Genomic DNA, 16,986 nt, shown 5'->3' on the forward strand with positions numbered 1-16,986 from the left:
CGATCGGAAAGGGGACGGACGGATGGGACGGTACGCGCCGGTACTGGCCATGCTCGGGCTGGCCGCCGCCGGGGTGGGCACGCTGTACCTGGCGCACCTGCGCACGGCGGTGGCCGCCACGCCGTCGACCGCCGCCGCGTTCCGGTCCGGGCTGCCGCCCCGCGAGCACGCCGTCTCCCGGTTCCACGTCCGCTGGTACGCGGTCAGCCTGCTCTTCCTCGCCTTCGACGTGGAGATGCTGTTCATGTACCCCTGGGCGGTGGTGGTCGCCGACGTCGGCGTACCCGCCGTGGTGGAGATGTTCGTCTTCCTCGGCCTGCTGATGGCCGGCGTCGTCTACGCCTGGCGGGAGGGCGCGCTGCGGTGGGCCTGACCGGTGACCTTCTGGGCCGCTGGGCGGCCCGCCGGCCGCATCCACTGGTCGTGGCCGCGCCCGGCGCCACCGTCGCCCGCCTGGCCGTGGAGGCGCACGCCGACCGGGCCGGATGGCCGCTCGCGGCGTCCCCGGCGGACGCCGACCTGCTGGTGGTGGCCGGCGAACCGGGGTCCGAGCTGGCGGCGGCGGTCGAGCGGGTGTGGGCGCAGTTCCCGGGTCCCCGCGCGCGGGTGCGGGTCACCGACCCGGCCGGCGCGGCGTCCGCGTTGCGCGCGGCCGTCGCCCGGCTGACCGGGACCGACGGCGAGCCGGCGGACCACGGGCCGGAGGCGGACGGCGGGCAGCACGTCGGGGGGTCGGGACCGTCCGGCCACGGCGACCACGACGGGATGTCCATGCCGGGCGGCCTGATGATGGCCGAGCGGGCCGAGGACCGCGACGGGCTGAAACTGGACGTGCTGCACCTGGCGCTCGGCCCGGTGCTCGCGGACTGGCCGGCCGGCCTGGTCGTGGAGCTGGCCGTGCAGGGCGACGTGGTGCAGTCGGCGGACGCCCGGGTGCTGCCCCCGGCCGATCCGGCGGCGGTGCGGCCGTACCCGGACGTGGACCATCCCGAGCTGCGCCGGCGGCGGCAGGCGGTGGCCCACCTCGACGCCCTGGGCCGGCTCTGGGCGGTGGTGGGCTGGCCGGCCGGCGCGGTCGCCGCGCGTCGGCTGCGCGACGCGCTCGCCGACGACGTCCCGCTCGCCACGGCGTACGCCGACTTCCGGGCGCTGGACCGGCGGGCCCGGCGCTCGCGTGCGTTGCGCCGCGCCACCGACGGGCTGGGCGTGCTGCCCGAGGTGACGGCGGGGCGTGCGGGGCTGGCCGACCCGGCGGCGGTGTGCGGCGACGCGACCGACCGGTGGCGGCGCCGACTGGCCGAGACGGACCGGCTGCTGGCCGGCGGTGACCCGGCCGCGCCGGACCCGGACGCGGCGTCGGTGCTGGCGGTGGCCGCCCGGCTGACGGTCGGGCTCGACCTGGCCGCCGCCCGGGTGGTGCTGGCCTCGTTCGACCCCGACCCGGACGCGGTGGTGGCCGCCGGGGTGCGGTCGTGACCGCCGGTCCGTGGTGGGGTGTGCTCCCGGCCGCCGGGGTGCTGCTCGGCCTCGCGCTGGCCGCCGCGGTGCTGGCGGGACTGCTCGACCCGGCCGGTGGGCCGACGCTCGCGGGCCGGGCCGGGCGGCCGGTGTGGGAGACGGCCCGGTTGCTGCGGCAGCGCCGGCGACAGGTGCTGGCGGCGGACCTGCTGCTGTGGCGGCTCGGGCTGGCCGGGCCGCTGGTGGTGGCGCTGCTGATGGTCGTGGTGGTGCCGCTGGGCGACCGGGTGGTGGCCGACCTGCCGGTCGGCGTGGTCTGGTTCAACGCGATGGACGTGCTGCTCTGGGCGGCCGTGTGGCTCGCCGGGTGGGGCGGCAACAGCGTGCCCGGCCTGGTCGGGGGCTACCGGTTCCTGGCGCAGGCGCTGGGCTACGAACTGCCGCTGATGTTCGCGCTGACCGCCCCGGCGGTGGCGGCCGGCAGCCTGCGGATCGCCGACGTGGTGGCGGCGCAGCGGGAGCTGTGGTTCGTGGTGTGGATGCCGGTGGCGTTCCTGGTCTTCCTCGGCGCGGTGCTCGCGTTCGGCATGTCCGGGCCGTTCGCCTACCCGGACGGACGGGACGTCGCCGGGGGCGTGCTGGCCGAGCCGTCCGGCGTGGACCGGCTGGTCCTGCTCGCCGGCCGGTACGCGCTGCTGGCGGCGGGCGCGGCGACGGCGGTGGCGCTGTTCCTCGGTGGCGGGTCGGGGCCGCTGCTGCCGGCGTGGCTGTGGAGCGTGGTGAAGACGCTGGCGGTGCTGGCCGCCCTGGTGGCGCTGCGTGGTCGGGTGCCGGTGCTGCGGGCCGACCGGTTGATGCGCGTGGCCTGGCTCGTGGTGTTGCCCGCCACGCTGGCGCAGGTGCTCGTGGTGGCCGTGCTCGTGGTGGGGAGGGGTTGAGGTGGCAGTTGTCGCCTTCGTCGTGCTGGCGCTTGTCGCCGTGGCGTCCGGTGTCGCGGTGTTCACGGTGGACTCGATGGCCCGGGCGACGTTCGCGCTGGCGCTGTCGTTCGTCGCGGTCGGTGGCGAGCTGCTCCTGCTCGACCTGGGCTATCTGGGCGTGGTGACCGTCCTGATGATGGTCATGGAGATGGCGATCATGGCGGTCTTCATGGTGATGTTCATGATGAACCCGGCCGGTCTCATGCCGATGTCGATGCTGCACAACCGCCGTGGCGCGCTGGCGGTCTCGGTGGGCGTCTTCGTCGTGCTGGCGGCCGGCTCGGTGCTCGTGCCGTGGCCCACCCGCCGCGGCGAGCCACCCGCCGACCCGACCCGGGCCCTGGGCGAGGCGATCATGGGGTCGAAGATGCTTGTCATGATGGCCGTCTCGGCGGTGCTGTTCGCCACCATGGTCGCCGCGCTGGTGCTCGCCACCGCCCGGGGTCGTTACGACCGCGCGGACCCCGCGGAGCGCCCGTGACGCTGCCGATGTTCCTGCTGCTCGCCTCCGCGCTGTTCAGCGTCGGCCTGTACGGCGCGCTGAGCCAGCAGGCGGTCGTGATGGTGATGATGGGCCTCGAACTCATGATCAACGGGGTGATCGTGGCCGCCGCCGCGCTCTGGTGGTTCCTGGCCCCGCAGCAGCCGGACGGGCAGGTGCTCGTGCTGGTGGTGATCGCCGCGATGACCGTGGAGATGGCGATGGGCTTCGCCGTGGTGACCCTGCTGTTCCGGTCGAGCGACGCGGACATGACCGACATGGCGGGGGAGCTGCGGGGATGAGCGCCGCGTTGTGGGCCCTGGTCGTCCTCCCGGCCGTCGCCGGGGGGATGCTGCTGCTGGCCGGGCGGCGGGCCGACCGGGTCGCGCCGGCGCTGGCGCTGGGCGTGGCCGCGCTGGTCACCGCACTGGCCGGGACGGTGGCGCTGACCCGGCCGTCGGTCGACGCGCCGTTCCTGGCCGGCGCCCGGTGGGGCCTGACGGCCGACGGGCCCGCCGCGCTCGTCGTACCGGCGGTGGCTGCGGTGGCGCTGCTGGTGCTGGCGTACGCCGCCGTCGAGATCCGGTCCGACCGGTCCCGGTTCCACGGGCTGATGCTCGTCTTCCTCGCCGCGGTCCTGCTCACCGCCACCGCGACGACGCTGCCCGTGCTGCTGCTCGGCTGGGAGATCATGGGCGCGATGTCGTACGCGCTGATCGCGTACCACTGGCGGCGCGACGACGCCGTCGCCGCGGGCGGCACCGCGTTCCTCACCACCCGCGCCGGCGACCTCGGGCTCTACCTGGCCGCCGGGGCCGGACTGGCCGGCGGCACGCTCGACCTGACCGGGCTCGCCGGCCTGCCACCCGGCTGGCGGGACCTGGCCGCCGCCGGGGTGCTGGCCGCCGGCTTCGGCAAGGCGGCCCAACTTCCGTTCTCGTTCTGGCTGTCCCGGGCCATGCTCGGCCCGAGCCCGGTCAGCGCGCTTCTGCACTCCGCCGCCATGGTGGCGATGGGCGGCTACCTGCTCGTCCGCGCGCACCCGCTGCTCGTCGCGACCGGCTGGGCGGTGGACGTGGCCGCCTGGGGTGGCGCGTTGACAGCCCTGGCGCTCGGCGTGGTGGCGCTGGCCCAGACCGACCTGAAGCAACTGCTTGCCGCGTCCACCAGCGCCCAGCTCGGGTACGTGGTGCTGGGCGCCGCCGTCGCCCCGGCCGGTGCGGTCGCGCACCTGATCGGGCACGCGGCCACCAAGGCGTTGCTGTTCCTCGCCGCCGGGGCGTGGCTGACCGCGCTCGGCACCCGCCGGCTGTCCGCGCTGCGCGGCGCGGGCCGGCGTCACCCGCTGGTGGGGGCCGTCTTTGCGGTGGGCGCCCTGGCGCTGGCCGGGGTGCCGCCGCTGGCGCTGTGGGCCACCAAGGACGAGGTGCTCGCCGGCGCCCGCGAGCGGTCCCCGGCGCTGTACCTGGTCGGCCTGGCCGGCGCGCTGCTCGCGGCCCTCTACGCCGGCCGGGCGCTCGCGGTGGTCCTGCGCCCGGTGCCGCCCGGCGTCGAGACCGGCTACGACACCGAGCGTGCCGGCACCCGCGAGGTGGCCGCCGGGCAGTGGGGCCCGCTGGTGCCGCTGGCGGTCGGCGCGGCGGTGCTCGGCGTGCTGGCGCTGCCGCCGCTGTCCCGGGCGGTGGCCGGTGCCGTCGGGGCCGGTCCGGCGCCGCCGACCCGGGTCGCCGAACTGACCCTGTCCGGCCTGCTGGCGGTCGCCGGTGTGACGCTTGCGGTCGCCGTCCCGGGCCGGCTGCCGGCCCCGGGCTGGGCGCGGGCCTGGCTGGGGCTCGACCGGGCCGCCCGGCTGCTGGTGGTCCGGCCGACCCTCGCCCTGGCCCGGGGGCTGGCCCGGTTCGACGACCGCGTGCTCGACCGGGCCGTGCACGCCGTGCCGGGCGCGGTTCGCGGCGTCGCCCGGGGGCTGGCCCGGTTCGACGACGCGGGGCTCGACCGTGGGGTCGCCGCCGTGCCGGCCCTGACCCGGCGGGCCGCGGACGCTCTGGCCCGGGTGGACGACCACGGGGTGGACGCCCTGGTGCGCCGGCTCGCCCGGGCCGCCCGCCGGCTCGGCGTGTTGGCCCGCCGGCCGCAGACCGGTCTGGTCCACCAGTACTACGTCCAGGTGGTGCTCGTGCTGGGCGCCGCCGTGCTGATCCTGCTGCTGGCGAGGTGACCCGTGCTGTCCCTGATCGTTTTCACGCCGCTGGCCGTTGCCGTGGTCCTGCTGCTCTGGCGTGGCCTGCCGGCGCGGGCGGTGTCGTGGCTCTGGATCGCGGTCACCGTCGTCGAGGTCGCGGCGGTGCTGGGGGTGTGGTGGGCGTACCCGGGGGAGGGCTTCGGGTACGAGGTGGACCGGCCGTGGATCCCGGGCGCCGGGGCCGGCTACCACGTCGGGGTGGACGGGCTGTCGCTGCCGCTGCTGGCGCTCACCACAGTCGTCTTCGCCGCCTGCGCGGTGTACTCGCTGCGCCGCCAGTCCCGGCCGCGACAGTTCGCCGCGCTCTTCCTCGCCCTGCAGACCACCTGCCTCGGGCTGTTCGTCGCGCTCGACCTGATCCTGTTCTTCGTCTTCTTCGACCTGTCCATCGTGGGCATGTACGCGGTGATCGCCGGCTGGGGGCACGGCCCGCAGGCCCGCCGCTCGGCGTTGACGTTCTTCCTCTACACGTTCCTCGGCTCGCTGGCGCTGCTGCTGGGCTTCATCGGCCTCTACGTCGCCGCCGCGCCGCACACCTTCGACATGGTGGCGTTGACCCGTGACCCGCCGACGCAGGGCGTGGCCGGCGCGCTGGTGCTGCTCGCGGTCCTGCTCGGGCTGGCGATCAAGACGCCGACGTTCCCGTTCCACACCTGGCTGCCGCCGGCGCACACCGACGCCCCGGCCGCCGGTTCGGCCGTGCTGGCCGGGATTCTGCTCAAGATGGGCACCTACGGCTTCGTCCGGATCGCCATGCCGATGCTGCCCGACGCCTGGCGACGTTACGCCTGGGCGGTCGTCGTGGTCGGTGTGGTGAGCGTGCTCTACGGGGCGCTGGTGGCGCTCGCCCAGAGCAACTTCAAGCGGATGGTCGCGTACACGTCGGTCAACCACATGGGCTACGTGGTGCTGGCGGTCGGCGCGGCCGGGCTGGTCGCCGGCTCGGACGCGCAGGCCCGCGCGGTGGCGGTGACCGGCGCGGTCACCCAGATGGTCAGCCACGGGCTCATCACGTCGGCGTTGTTCCTGCTCGCCGGCGTCCTCCACCACCGGGGCGGCACCTACCGGATGGACGCCTACGGCGGGCTGGCCGGGGACACGCCCCGGTTCGCCGCGCTGACCGCGGTGGCGGCGTTCGCCAGCCTCGGCCTGCCCGGCTTCTCCGGGTTCATCGCCGAGTTCCAGATCTTCGCCGGCAGTCTGGGCTCCGCGCCGGTGGCGGTGGCGTTCGCGCTGCCCGGCATCCTCGTCACCGCCGCCCTGTTCCTGTGGGCCCTGCACCGGGTGTTCCTCGGCCCGACCCGGCACCGCCTGTCCGCCACCGCCGACGTGACCGCCGCCGAGACCGCCGCGGTGCTGCCGCTGCTCGCGCTCTCCCTGCTCCTCGGCGTGTTCCCCCGGCTGCTGCTGGACGTGGTGGAACCCGCCGCCCGGGCGGTCACCGACCTGGTGGCCCGGTGAACGAGCGTCCACTCGCCCTGCTGCCGGAGCTGCTCCTGCTGGTCGGCGCGGTCACCACGCTGCTCACCGGCGCGTTCCTGCCCCGGGACCGGCAGTGGGTGGCCCGGCTGGTCGCCGCCGGGGCGTTGCTCGCGGCCGTGGTCGCCACCCTGCCCGCCGTGGGCGAGCGCGCCACGGTGTACGCGCACAGCTACGCCCTCGACGCGGGCACCACCGCCGCCCGGCTGCTGATTCCGCTGGCCGGGCTGCTGGTGGTCGGGATCGCCGCCGGCCGGGTCGCCGGCAACCGGCGGGAGACCGAGTTCTACGTGCTGACGCTGCTCGCCGTGCTCGGCGCGGTGCTGCTCGCCGGCGCGTCGGACCTGCTGCTGCTGGCCGTGGCGTACCTGTTGTCGTCGGTGCCGCTGGCCGGGCTGGCCGGCTGGGGGCGGGACCGGCGCGGCGCCGAGGCGGCGCTCAAGGTCTATCTGGTCGGCGCGCTGGCCGGGGTGGGCCTGCTGGCCGGCGCGGCGCTGCTGACCGCGCTCGGCGGCGGGGCGAGCGACTACGACCGGCTGGCCGCCGGCCTGGTCGGGGCGCCGTCCGCCGCCGTCGCGGTCGGGGTGGTCGGGGTGCTCGCCGGCCTGCTGTTCAAGATCGGCGCGGTGCCGGGCCACTTCTGGGTGCCCGACGCGGTGCAGGGCGCCTCGATCCCGGCCGGCGCGCTGCTGACCACCGTGCCGAAGCTCGGCGGCCTGCTCGCGGCGTACCGGCTGTTCGCCGTCGCGGTCCCCGCCGACGTGGTGGACTGGCCGCTGCTGGTCGCGGTGCTCGCCGCCGTCACCATGACGCTCGGCAACTTCGCCGCGTTCGGCCAGGCCGACCCGCGCCGGCTGCTCGCGTACTCCACCGTGGCGCAGGTGGGCTACCTGCTGATGGCCGTCGCGGTCGCCGGCCGCGCCGAGCGCGCGCTGCCCGCCCTGCTGGTCTACCTCGCCGGGTACGCGGTGACGAACCTGGGCGCGTTCGCGGTGCTGGCCGCCGAGCCGCACGACACCCTCGACGGCTACCGCGGGCTGGCCCGCCGCCGGCCCTGGCTCGCCGGGGCGCTGGCGATCTGCCTGCTGGGGCTCGTCGGCACGCCACCGACGGCGGTCTTCGCCGGCAAGCTGACCGTGTTCACCGCCGCGTGGGACGGCGGGCTGGCCTGGCTGGTGGTGGTCGCCGCGGTCAACACCGTGGCCAGCCTCTTCTACTACCTGCGCTGGCTGGTCCCGGCCCTGTCGCTGCCCTCCGGTGCGCGCCCGCTGCGGCCCGCTTCGCCGGTGGGACCGCGGGTGGTGGCGGTGGTGGCCGCGGTGGCGGCGCTTCTCGGCGCGGCCGGCGCCCTTCCGCTGGCCGGCCTGGTCGAGCAGACGCTGCGACGATGACGGCGGCGGGCCGCGTCATCCCGCGTCCGGCCCGTCCTGGTCCAGTGCGACCGCCAGGCGGTGGCGGGCGCGTCGCAGGGCGGGCGAGGCCGGAATGCGGTTCAGCAGCGGGGCGGCGGTGGCCAGGTCGGCGCGCACCCGCCCGCGCAGTCGGCCGTCGGCCTGGCCGAGCAGGCTGCCGTACGCGTCGAGCACCCGCACGGCGGTCATGTGCTGCTGGGACTCGTGCGACACGACCAACAGCGAGTAGAACACGTCCAGCACCCGGTCCAGGTCGCCGTCCGGGTAGATCACGGCCAGGGTCGGGCCGTCCGTCGACGGCGTGCCGTCCGCGAGCCAGCGGGCAGCGACGTCCTGCAGCGCGTGGATCGCCTGCCGGGCCGTTTCCGGGTTGTGCTTCGCCGTCGACCCGCTCGTCCAGGCGATGTTGGCCAGTTGGTCGATGCCGGTGGTGGCGTCGCCGTCCAGGTCGGGGGTGGCGCCGACGACGACCGCGGACCGCACCTCGTGGGCGACACGTTCGGCGTCGTCGCGGTCGTCGTCGTGGACGGTCGCCACCACGTCACCGAAGGCCAGATGGCCACCGAGCGTGACGTGCAACATGATCTCCGCCCGGGGCACCTGGCGCAGCGCCCGTTCCAGCCGGTCGAGGTCGATGCGGGTGACGAAGCCGGTGACCGGGCTTCGGTAGGTGGCGACCACCGGGTGCGGCGAGGTCCCGGCCCGCCGGGTACGCACGAGCAGGGGCAACTCGCGACGACGGGCCAGCAGCGTCCGCTCCCGGATCTGCCGCAGCACGTTGACCGGACGCATCTGGTCGATGGTCGTGTAGACCAGCGCCAGCAGGCCGATCAGGGCGCACACGGTCAGCCCGGTGGCCAGCGCCGCGCCGATGATCGGGGCGGTGTCGTCCGGCACCGCCGTGACCACCACGTAGGCGTACAGGGTGAGACCGACGAAGAAGCCGAGCAACGCCTGATTGCTCCGCCGACGGACGAACTGGTCGAAAACCACCGGGGACAGGCTGGCGGCGGTCTGCTGGACGGCGAGCAGCAGCACCGAGAAGGTGATCGAGGTGACGGTGACCAGGCCGGTCGCCACCGCCTGCAACGCCGTGGTGGCCGAGTCACGCCCGATCACCTGACCGATCAGCGCGCGGAACCGGTCCACGCCGGGGGTGTGCGTCTGGTCGGCGACGATGGACGCCACGGACAGCAGCAGGAACCCGGCCACGACGAGCAACGGCACGGCAGCGAACTCCCGCAGGCCGCGGACGAGGCGCTGACGGGTCCGCCCGCCCGTGCCACCGGACTCCGCCGTCCGCGGGTGCGCGCCGATCATCACCGACCCTTCGTCGTCGACGGATCCATGGTGGCAGCCGACGGCGACGGTTGCGGTCACCTCGTCGTGGAACGCCGGTCCCGGTTAACCGGGACCGGAGCGGGTAGCGGTAGCCGACGGGTGCCCGCCGGGGCGAACCGGACCAGGAACGGGGTGGCGGTGACGGAGTTCGCGATCTACGTCGCCGCGCTGGGCGCGGTGGCGGTCCTCGCGGTGCTGTCCAACCGGCTCGCCGACCGGCTGCGGCTGCCCGCGCCGGCGCTGTTCCTGTTCGCCGCCGCGATCGTCTCCGACCTGTTCCCCACGCTGAACGAGTTGTCCCTGTACGCGGTCCGGCACCTGGTCGAGATCGCGCTGGTGCTGGTGCTGTTCAGCGGCGGGATGAGCATGGGCTGGCGGCGGCTGCGGCCGTCGCTCGGCCCGGTGGCGCTGGTGGGCGTGGCCGGGACGCTGCTGACCGCCGGCGCGCTGGCCCTGGTACTGCGGTGGGTGTTCGGCTTCGACTGGCTCGCCGCGCTGCTGGTCGGCACGGCGCTGTCCCCGACCGACCCGGCGGCCGTGTTCTCGGTGCTCGGACGGCGGACCGTGGTGGGGCGCAGCGGCACCATCCTGGAGGGCGAGTCGGGCGCGAACGACCCGGTCGGGATCGCGTTGATGGTGAGCCTGCTGGCCGCCGGGACCGCCGGCGGGTGGTCGGCGGTCGCCTCCGGTGCGGGCGAGTTCGCGCTGCAACTGGTGCTCGGTTCGCTGATCGGGCTGGCCGGCGGGTGGTTCATCCTGCAGTTGATGCGCCGGGTGTCGCTGCCGGACGAGAGTCTCTACCCGCTCCAGGTGCTGTTCGCCGCGGTGTCGATCTACGGCGTGGCGACGCTGGCCCGGGGCTCCGGCTTCCTCGCGGTGTTCCTCGCCGGCATCGTCGTCGGCGACGCCCACGCGCCGTTCAAACGGGAGATCCAGCGCTTCCACGGCGCGTTGGCCAGCCTCGGCGAGATCCTGGCCTTCGGCCTGCTCGGCCTGATCGTGTCGTTGCGCAGCATGGTGACCGAACGGGCCTGGCTCACCGGCCTGGTGCTGGCCGTGCTGCTCACCTTCGTGATCCGGCCGATCGTGGTCGGTGGCCTGCTCACCACGGTCCGGCTGCGCTGGGGTGAGCGGATCTTCGTGGTCTGGTCCGGGCTCAAGGGCGCGGTGCCGATCCTGCTGGGCACGTTCATCCTCACCGCCGACCTGGAGCAGGACCTACGGCTGTTCGACATCGTCTTCGCCGTGGTCGCGTTCTCGATCGTGGTGCAGGGCGGGCTGGTCCCGCTCATGGCCCGCTGGTGCCAGGTGCCGATGCGCAGCACGCCGCTGCAACCGTGGGCCGTCGGCATCCGGGTGCAGGGCGAACCGGTCGGGCTGCGCCACTACACGGTCGCCTCCGGCGCCCCGGCCGACGGCCGGCCGCTGTTCGAGCTGAGCCGGGACGAGGGGGTGTGGGTGAGCCTGATCAGCCGCGACGGCGAGCAGGTCCGGCTCGGGCGGGCGACGGTGCTGCGGGCCGGCGACGAGGTGCTGGTGGCCGGCGGTGAGCAGCCCGCCGCGGAGCGGGTCTTCACCCGTCCCGGCGGGTAGCCGTTTCGACGGTGGTCCGCCGGGTAGGCGGCAGCTTCCGGAAGGTGGTGGGTCGGATGAATCTCGGCAAGCTCGGCGACGTGGTGGTGGGCACGGCCGGAGACGTGGCCGGCAGCGTCGTGGACCCGAAGGCGGGCCTCGGCAAACTGCGGGCGGCGGTGACACCGCGGGCGATGGTCCTGCTCGGTGGCGGCCTGTTCCTCGGTTACCTGGTGGCCCGGGCCCGGCACTGACGACCGCGCCCGCTCGCGGTCACCGGCGCCGCGTCGCCCGGCCCGCCTGCTGCCGCACCGCCAGCACGGCGGCCAGGCAACTCGTCAGGACGATGCCGGCGAACGGCAGATAGGGGAGCACCCGTTTCACGAGGCGGCCACCTTCCCGGTGCGCTCCGCCAGCCGTTCACGCTGCGGCAGCACCGTGTACTTCGGGTCACGGGATGAGTCGACGCCGGCGGTGAAGATGCCGAACCGGGTGCAGATGGCGCCGGCCACGAGCGCGGCGCCACCCGCGGCGCCGGCCAGGCGACTGCGCCGTCCGGTGAGCGCGAGCACCGTTCCGGCGAGGCTGAACGCCCGGCCGAGGCGCAACAGCCGGCCGCCGGCCCCGGTGCGCATCGGTTCGGCGAGCAGACCGAGCCGGCGTTCCATCCGCCTGGTGGCGGCCAGTTCGACGGCGGCGCCGAGCACGGCGGCCCGCCGCGCCGGGCCCGCCTCGGCGGTCGGTGACGTGAGCAGGCCGAGGCCGCCGGCGGAGGCGGCGGCGGAGCCGACGAACACGGCGGGCAGTTCCCGGTACGCCTCGTGCCAGCTGGGCACGGCAGTGTTCGCGATCAGCGCGGCCGTGTAGGCGGCGACCGCCGGGCCGAGTAGGGCGGCGCCGGCCGTGCCGAGTCGACCGAGCCGGGGCAGCCGGCCGGTCACCTGGCTGGCGGCGGACACCCCGGCGAGGGGGCCGTAGCCGGCGAGCAGCCAGGATCCGATGCTCATCGGGGAGGTGGGTTTGCAGATCCGCAGCATGTTGATGAATCGCTCCGGCCGCCCCAGGTCGTGGATCAGCGAGTACAGGGAGCCGCCGAGGGCGCCGGCCGCGCCGACCTTGAGCCCGGCGGCGAGCCGGGGGCGACCGGTCAGCTCGGCAGCGGCGGCCAGCGTGGACGACGCGCCGGCCAGCCCGCCGAGGAACAGGTAGCCGGCGATGTCCGGAGCCTCCCAGGTCGGTTCGTTGAGCACCGGCAGCCCGTAGTACGAGCGGAAGTCCGCCTTCGGCACCATCAGCCGCTCGCCGCGCTGCCGGCGCTGTCCGCGCCCGGACGCGCCGACCACGGCCTCCCGCTCGGCGGGCAGCTCCGGGTCGCCGTCGAGTCGTACGTCGGTCCGGTTCACCTGCGTCCTCCGGTGATCGTGACGGCGACGAGCCCGCAGAGCAGCCCGGCGGCTGCCACCGCGACACGTCGCCACATGGCCGGCAGGTCACGGGTGGTGACCACCGGGTCCGGCGGCAGACCGTAGACCTCCGGTTCGTCGAGCAGCAGGAAGAACGCCCCGTCACCGCCGACGCCGTCGGCCGGGTCGTGACCGTAGAGGCGGGCGTCGGTGACACCCCGGTCGTGCAACTGCCGGACCCGCTGCTCGGCCCGCTCGCGCAGCTCGTCCAACTCGCCGAACTGGATGGAGTCGGTCGGGCAGCTCTTCGCGCAGGCCGGCTCCTGGCCGACCGACAACCGGTCGTAGCAGAGCGTGCACTTCCACACCCGGCCGTCGTCCGGGCGCTGGTCGATGACGCCGTACGGGCAGGCGGGGACGCAGTAGCCGCAGCCGTTGCAGATGTCCTCCTGCACCACGACGGTGCCGAACTCGGTGCGGAACAGCGACCCGGTGGGGCAGACGTCGAGACAGGCGGCGTGCGTGCAGTGCTTGCAGACGTCGGACATCATCAGCCAGCGGAAGTCCATGTTCCGTACCGCGCCCACCGCGCCGTCCGGCGGACCCGACGCCGGCATGCCGAGCGAGACGGGTGTCCGGGTCGCCGCCGCGGCGGTGACCGCCGGGGCCAGCTCGGCGTCGGCGAGGTTCGTCTCCTGCCGGCCCAGCCGCCGGGGCTGCTCGACGAACGCGACGTGTCGCCAGGTGTCCGCGCCGAGGCCGACCGTGTTGTCGTACGACATGCCGGTGAAGGTGAGCCCGTCCTCGGGGACGGCGTTCCACTCCTTGCACGCCACCTCGCAGGCCTTGCACCCGATGCAGACGCTGGTGTCGGTGAAGAAGCCCATCCGGGGCGCGTGGTCGTCGTATCCGCTCGCGGTCGCCGGGTCGAGGCCGTGCCGCACCGCCTCCCGCAGGTCGAAGTCCATCGCCTACGCCTCCGTTCCGGTCAGCTCGGTGATGCCGGCGCGGACCTGGTAGTCCCGGACCAGCGCGATCCGGCCCGGACCGCGTGGTCGCCGTCCCGGCCGGATGTCGGCGGAGAACGCCTTGACCTCCTGGATGTGCGAGTTGGGGTCCAACGAGATGGACGACAGCTCGTTGGCCGCGTCGCCACGGCTGTAGCCGTTGGGTCCCCAGTGGAAGGGCAGGCCGATCTGGTGGATGACCCGCCCGTCCACCCGCAGCGGCGCCATCCGCTCGGTCACCAGCACCCGGGCCTCGATGGCGTTGCGCGCGGTGACGATGGTGGCCCACCCGCCGTGCTCCAGTTCGCGCTCCACGGCCAGCTCCGGTGAGATCTCGCAGAAGAACTCCGGTTGCAGCTCGGCCAGGTACGGGGTGTGCCGGCTCATGCCGCCGGCGGTGAAGTGTTCGGTGAGCCGGTAGGTGGTGACCACGTACGGGTACACGTCGGCGCCGACCTGCCGGCCGCTGGGCTGGTAGCGGTTGTGTTCGTGCGGATACAGCAGCCGGGCCGGGTTGCGTTGCTGGCCGTAGAGCGGGTTGTCGACAGGTGAGTCCTGCGGCTCGTAGTGGGTGGGCAGCGGACCGTCGGCGATGCCCGCCGGCACGTAGAGCCAGCCCAGCCCGTCGGCCTGCATGATGAAGGCGTCGGTGCCCTTGAGCGCCGCGACGCCCGTCGCCCCCTCCGGCGGCTGGTAGTCGGGCCGTTTGGTGGGTTCGAAGTCGGGCACGTCGTAGCCGGTCCACCGGCCGGCCTCCTCGTCCCACCAGACCAGCTTCTTGCGCTCGCTCCACGGCCGGCCGTCCGGGCGGGCGGAGGCGCGGTTGTAGAGCAGGCGGCGATTGTCCGGCCAGGCCCAGGCCCACTCCTGGGCGATCCAGTTCTGCTCCTCGGCGGGCTTGCGTCGGGCCGCCTGGTTGACGCCGTCGCGGTAGACGCCGCAGTAGATCCAGCATCCGCAGGCGGTCGACCCGTCGTCCTTGAGCTTCGTGTACGCGGGCAGCGGGTTACCGTCGGCGTCCCAGCCGTTGATCTCCGCGAGCACCGCCTCGGCCGAAGGCTCGGCCACCCTGCCCTCGGTCGGGTAGTCCCAGGTGAGGTCGAGGATCGGTCGGTCCATCTCGGCGGTGGAGCCGGCGAGCTTGCGCCGGATGATCCGACCGAGGTGATACATGAACCACAGTTCGCTGCGCCGGTCGTCCTCGGGTTCCACCGCCTGGTGGTGCCACTGGAGCATCCGGTTGGTGTTGGTGAAGCTGCCGGACTTCTCGGTGTGCGCGGCGGCGGGCAGGAAGAACACCTCGGTGCCGATGTCCTCGGTGCGCAGCTCGCCGGATTCGATCTCCGGACCGTCCTTCCACCAGGTCGCGCTCTCGATCAGGTTGAAGTCGCGGACCACCAGCCAGTCGAGGTTCGCCATGCCGAGCCGCTGCATCTTGGCGTTGGCCGAGCCGACCGCCGGGTTCTCCCCGAGCAGGAAGTAGCCCTTGCAGGTGCCGGCGAGCTGTTCCATGACGGTGTCGTACGTGCAGTGGCTGCCGGTGATCCGGGGCAGGTAGGCGAAGCAGAAGTCGTTCTCCGGTGTGGCCACCGGCCCCCACCAGGCCTTCAACAGGCTGACCGTGTACGCCTTCATGTTGGCCCAGTAGCCTTTTCGTGCCGCGTCGGCGGCGACGAAGTCGTCGAGCGTCTCGCTCGCGTGGGCGTGGGGCATCGGGATGTATCCGGGCAGCAGGTTGAACAGCGTCGGGATGTCGGTCGAGCCCTGGATGCTGGCGTGTCCGCGCAGCGCCTGGATGCCGCCGCCCGGACGGCCCATGTTGCCCAGCAGCATCTGTAGGATGCTGGCGGCCCGGATGAACTGTGAGCCGTCCGAGTGCTGGGTCCAGCCGACCGCGTAGATGAACTCGCTGGTCCGTTCCGGGCCGGAGTTGTCCACCAGGTGGCGGCACACCTGCGCGAAGACCTCGGGCGGGATCCCGCAGATCCGCTCCACCATCTCCGGGGTGTAGCGCGCGTAGTGCCGCTTGAGGATCTGGTAGACGCATCGCGGATGGCGCAGGGTCGGGTCCTGGACGGACTTCCCGTTGAGCGCGGCCCCGCCGGCGCCGTGTTTCTCGCCCCGGCCGCTGGACGCGCCCGAGGTGCGCTGCTCGTACTCGGTGTCCCGCTTGCCGGAGGAGGAGACGACCTCGACGCCCTCGTACTGCCAGCTCTGCTCGGCGTAGACGTGTTGTTCCGGGTCGAAGCCGGAGAACAGCCCGTCCAGGTCCTCGGTGTCCCGGAAGTCCTCGTTGATGATCGTCGCCGCGTTCGTGTACGCCAGCACGTACTCCCGGAAGTCCTTCTCCTCGGCCAGGACGTGGTTGATGATCCCGCCGAGGAACGCCACGTCGGTGCCGGCCCGGATCGGCACGTGCAGGTCGGCGAGCGCGCTGGTGCGGGTGAACCGTGGGTCGACGTGGATGACCACCGCGCCGCGGGCCTTGGCCTTCATGATCCATTGGAACCCGACCGGGTGCGCCTCGGCGTAGTTGGAGCCCTCGATGATGATGCAGTCGGCGTGCTGGGCGTCCTGCATGAAGGTGGTGGCGCCGCCACGGCCGAACGACGTGCCGAGGCCGATGACCGTGGAACTGTGGCAGACCCGGGCCTGGTTCTCGATCTGGATCATGCCCAGCGCGGTGAACAACTTCTTGATGAGGTAGTTCTCCTCGTTGTCCAGGGTGGCCCCGCCGAGACTGGCGATCCCCATGGTGCGCGCCACCCGTTTGCCGTCCTCCTCGCTGCGCCAGGTCCGCCGCCGGGTCTCGATCACCCGGTCGGCGATCATGTCCATCGCCGTCCCCAGGTCGAGTTCCTGCCAGTCCCGCGCGTGCGGCGGACGGTGCAGCACGGTCCGCAGGCGGCCGGAGTCGGTGGTCAGTTGCAGGGACGCGGCGCCTTTCGGGCACAGCCGGCCACGGCTGACCGGGGAGTCCGGGTCACCCTCGATCTGCACCACCCGCTCGTCGCGGACGTACACGTTCTGCGCGCAGCCCACCGCGCAGTAGGGGCAGACCGACTTGACGACACGGTCCGCGCCCGCCGTACGCGGATCGAGCCGTTCGCTGCGGGAGGACCTGGCGGCTGCGCCCCGGCCGTACCGGTCGGCGCCGGTGAGCTGTCGCCACACCGGCCACGCCCGCATCGAGAAGTTCCCCACCGGCCCGTCCCCTCCGCCTCGTTCGGTGTCAGCCCTGCCCGCTCGCGCGCGCGGCCCGCTGCATCTGCGCGTCGTCGGCGGCCCGGCGACGTATCCACGCGTGCACCCGCGGCGACGAGGTGGGGTTGACCTCGCGGTCGTTGACCAGGCGCTGCGTCCGGGACGGCAGGACGCCCGCCCGCTCGCGCCGCGACCGGGTCACCGCGTCCCCGTTGTCCGCCGGCACGCCGGTGGCGATCAGGTAGGCCTGCCCCGGCGGGATGCCGAGCAGGCGGGAGATCTCGTGGTAGTCGCGTCCCTGGTCCAGCAGTTCCAGGATCTGGCGCTTGTCGGGCACGATGACCGCCTCCTCACCGTCCTGACCCTGTCATATCGGTCATCCTCGGCCGGCCGGAATGGTGGATCTG

At 74.0% G+C, this 16,986-nt stretch carries 15 protein-coding genes; 10 read left to right on the top strand and 5 right to left on the bottom strand.

Going from position 1 to position 16,986, the window contains the following annotated elements:
- The first annotated feature begins 49 nt into the window (after positions 1-49).
- The 8 genes from O7619_RS15880 to O7619_RS15915 are packed head-to-tail and all read left to right on the top strand — an operon-like array spanning position 50 to position 8,031.
- The gene (locus O7619_RS15880; RefSeq protein ID WP_282288846.1) at positions 50-373 is read left to right on the top strand and encodes an NADH-quinone oxidoreductase subunit A; all 324 of its coding nucleotides are present in this window, start codon (positions 50-52) and stop codon (positions 371-373) included.
- Positions 364-1,476 carry a hypothetical protein gene (locus tag O7619_RS15885; RefSeq protein WP_282281665.1) on the top strand — a complete coding sequence of 371 codons (1,113 nt, stop codon included), beginning with the start codon at positions 364-366 and terminating at the stop codon, positions 1,474-1,476. Before O7619_RS15880 ends, O7619_RS15885 begins: the two co-directional genes overlap by 10 nt.
- A complete protein-coding gene (locus tag O7619_RS15890) occupies positions 1,473-2,396 on the top strand; it encodes an NADH-quinone oxidoreductase subunit H (protein WP_282281666.1) in 924 nt (307 codons plus the stop codon). Before O7619_RS15885 ends, O7619_RS15890 begins: the two co-directional genes overlap by 4 nt.
- Before the next feature lies 1 nt (position 2,397).
- On the top strand, positions 2,398-2,919 hold the full coding sequence (locus tag O7619_RS15895) for an NADH-quinone oxidoreductase subunit J (RefSeq protein WP_282281667.1): 522 nt from the start codon (positions 2,398-2,400) through the stop codon (positions 2,917-2,919).
- Positions 2,916-3,221: an NADH-quinone oxidoreductase subunit NuoK gene (gene nuoK, locus O7619_RS15900; protein WP_282281668.1), complete on the top strand. Its 306-nt coding sequence runs from the start codon at positions 2,916-2,918 to the stop codon at positions 3,219-3,221. Before O7619_RS15895 ends, nuoK begins: the two co-directional genes overlap by 4 nt.
- Positions 3,218-5,137, top strand: coding sequence for a proton-conducting transporter membrane subunit (locus O7619_RS15905; RefSeq protein WP_282281669.1), 1,920 nt, complete (start codon positions 3,218-3,220; stop codon positions 5,135-5,137). The genes nuoK and O7619_RS15905 overlap by 4 nt, the downstream gene beginning before the upstream one ends.
- Before the next feature lie 3 nt (positions 5,138-5,140).
- Positions 5,141-6,622, top strand: a complete 1,482-nt coding sequence (locus O7619_RS15910) for an NADH-quinone oxidoreductase subunit M (RefSeq protein ID WP_282281670.1) — start codon at positions 5,141-5,143, stop codon at positions 6,620-6,622.
- Positions 6,619-8,031, top strand: coding sequence for a proton-conducting transporter membrane subunit (locus O7619_RS15915; protein ID WP_282281671.1), 1,413 nt, complete (start codon positions 6,619-6,621; stop codon positions 8,029-8,031). Before O7619_RS15910 ends, O7619_RS15915 begins: the two co-directional genes overlap by 4 nt.
- A 15-nt stretch (positions 8,032-8,046) precedes the next feature.
- Here O7619_RS15915 and O7619_RS15920 read toward each other — a convergent pair whose 3' ends face one another.
- The gene (locus O7619_RS15920; RefSeq protein ID WP_282281672.1) at positions 8,047-9,432 is read right to left on the bottom strand and encodes a DUF2254 family protein; all 1,386 of its coding nucleotides are present in this window, start codon (positions 9,430-9,432) and stop codon (positions 8,047-8,049) included.
- A gap of 99 nt (positions 9,433-9,531) precedes the next feature.
- Here O7619_RS15920 and O7619_RS15925 point away from each other — a divergent pair, with 99 nt between their 5' ends.
- Both O7619_RS15925 and O7619_RS15930 read left to right on the top strand, forming a co-directional pair.
- The gene (locus O7619_RS15925) at positions 9,532-10,986 is read left to right on the top strand and encodes a cation:proton antiporter (protein ID WP_282281673.1); all 1,455 of its coding nucleotides are present in this window, start codon (positions 9,532-9,534) and stop codon (positions 10,984-10,986) included.
- Positions 10,987-11,042: 56 nt separating this feature from the next.
- A complete protein-coding gene (locus tag O7619_RS15930; RefSeq protein WP_282281674.1) occupies positions 11,043-11,219 on the top strand; it encodes a hypothetical protein in 177 nt (58 codons plus the stop codon).
- A 126-nt stretch (positions 11,220-11,345) separates the two neighbouring features.
- Here the strand turns inward: O7619_RS15930 and nrfD are convergent, their stop codons facing one another.
- From nrfD to O7619_RS15950, 4 genes are read right to left on the bottom strand one after another with little or no spacing between them, the layout of a single operon-like run.
- Positions 11,346-12,368 carry an NrfD/PsrC family molybdoenzyme membrane anchor subunit gene (gene nrfD, locus O7619_RS15935; protein WP_282281675.1) on the bottom strand — a complete coding sequence of 341 codons (1,023 nt, stop codon included), beginning with the start codon at positions 12,366-12,368 and terminating at the stop codon, positions 11,346-11,348.
- The gene (locus O7619_RS15940; RefSeq protein WP_282281676.1) at positions 12,365-13,336 is read right to left on the bottom strand and encodes a 4Fe-4S dicluster domain-containing protein; all 972 of its coding nucleotides are present in this window, start codon (positions 13,334-13,336) and stop codon (positions 12,365-12,367) included. The genes nrfD and O7619_RS15940 overlap by 4 nt, the downstream gene beginning before the upstream one ends.
- A gap of 3 nt (positions 13,337-13,339) precedes the next feature.
- Positions 13,340-16,564: a formate dehydrogenase gene (gene fdh / locus O7619_RS15945; protein ID WP_282288847.1), complete on the bottom strand. Its 3,225-nt coding sequence runs from the start codon at positions 16,562-16,564 to the stop codon at positions 13,340-13,342.
- Between the two features lie 43 nt (positions 16,565-16,607).
- Entirely contained in the window at positions 16,608-16,916 is a 309-nt protein-coding gene (locus O7619_RS15950; RefSeq protein ID WP_282281677.1) for a hypothetical protein, read from the bottom strand.
- Positions 16,917-16,986: the final 70 nt, after the last annotated feature.

Source organism: Micromonospora sp. WMMD998, assembly GCF_029581235.1.
GTDB lineage: Bacteria > Actinomycetota > Actinomycetes > Mycobacteriales > Micromonosporaceae > Micromonospora.

What these genes read in the sequence shown, in the direction of transcription:
- O7619_RS15930 (WP_282281674.1), top strand. Translation starts at nt 11,043, where the DNA reads ATGAATCTCGGCAAGCTCGGCGACGTGGTGGTGGGCACGGCCGGAGAC.
- O7619_RS15905 (WP_282281669.1), top strand. Translation starts at nt 3,218, where the DNA reads ATGAGCGCCGCGTTGTGGGCCCTGGTCGTCCTCCCGGCCGTCGCCGGG.
- fdh (WP_282288847.1), bottom strand. Translation starts at nt 16,564, where the DNA reads ATGCGGGCGTGGCCGGTGTGGCGACAGCTCACCGGCGCCGACCGGTAC.
- O7619_RS15940 (WP_282281676.1), bottom strand. Translation starts at nt 13,336, where the DNA reads ATGGACTTCGACCTGCGGGAGGCGGTGCGGCACGGCCTCGACCCGGCG.
- O7619_RS15880 (WP_282288846.1), top strand. Translation starts at nt 50, where the DNA reads ATGCTCGGGCTGGCCGCCGCCGGGGTGGGCACGCTGTACCTGGCGCAC.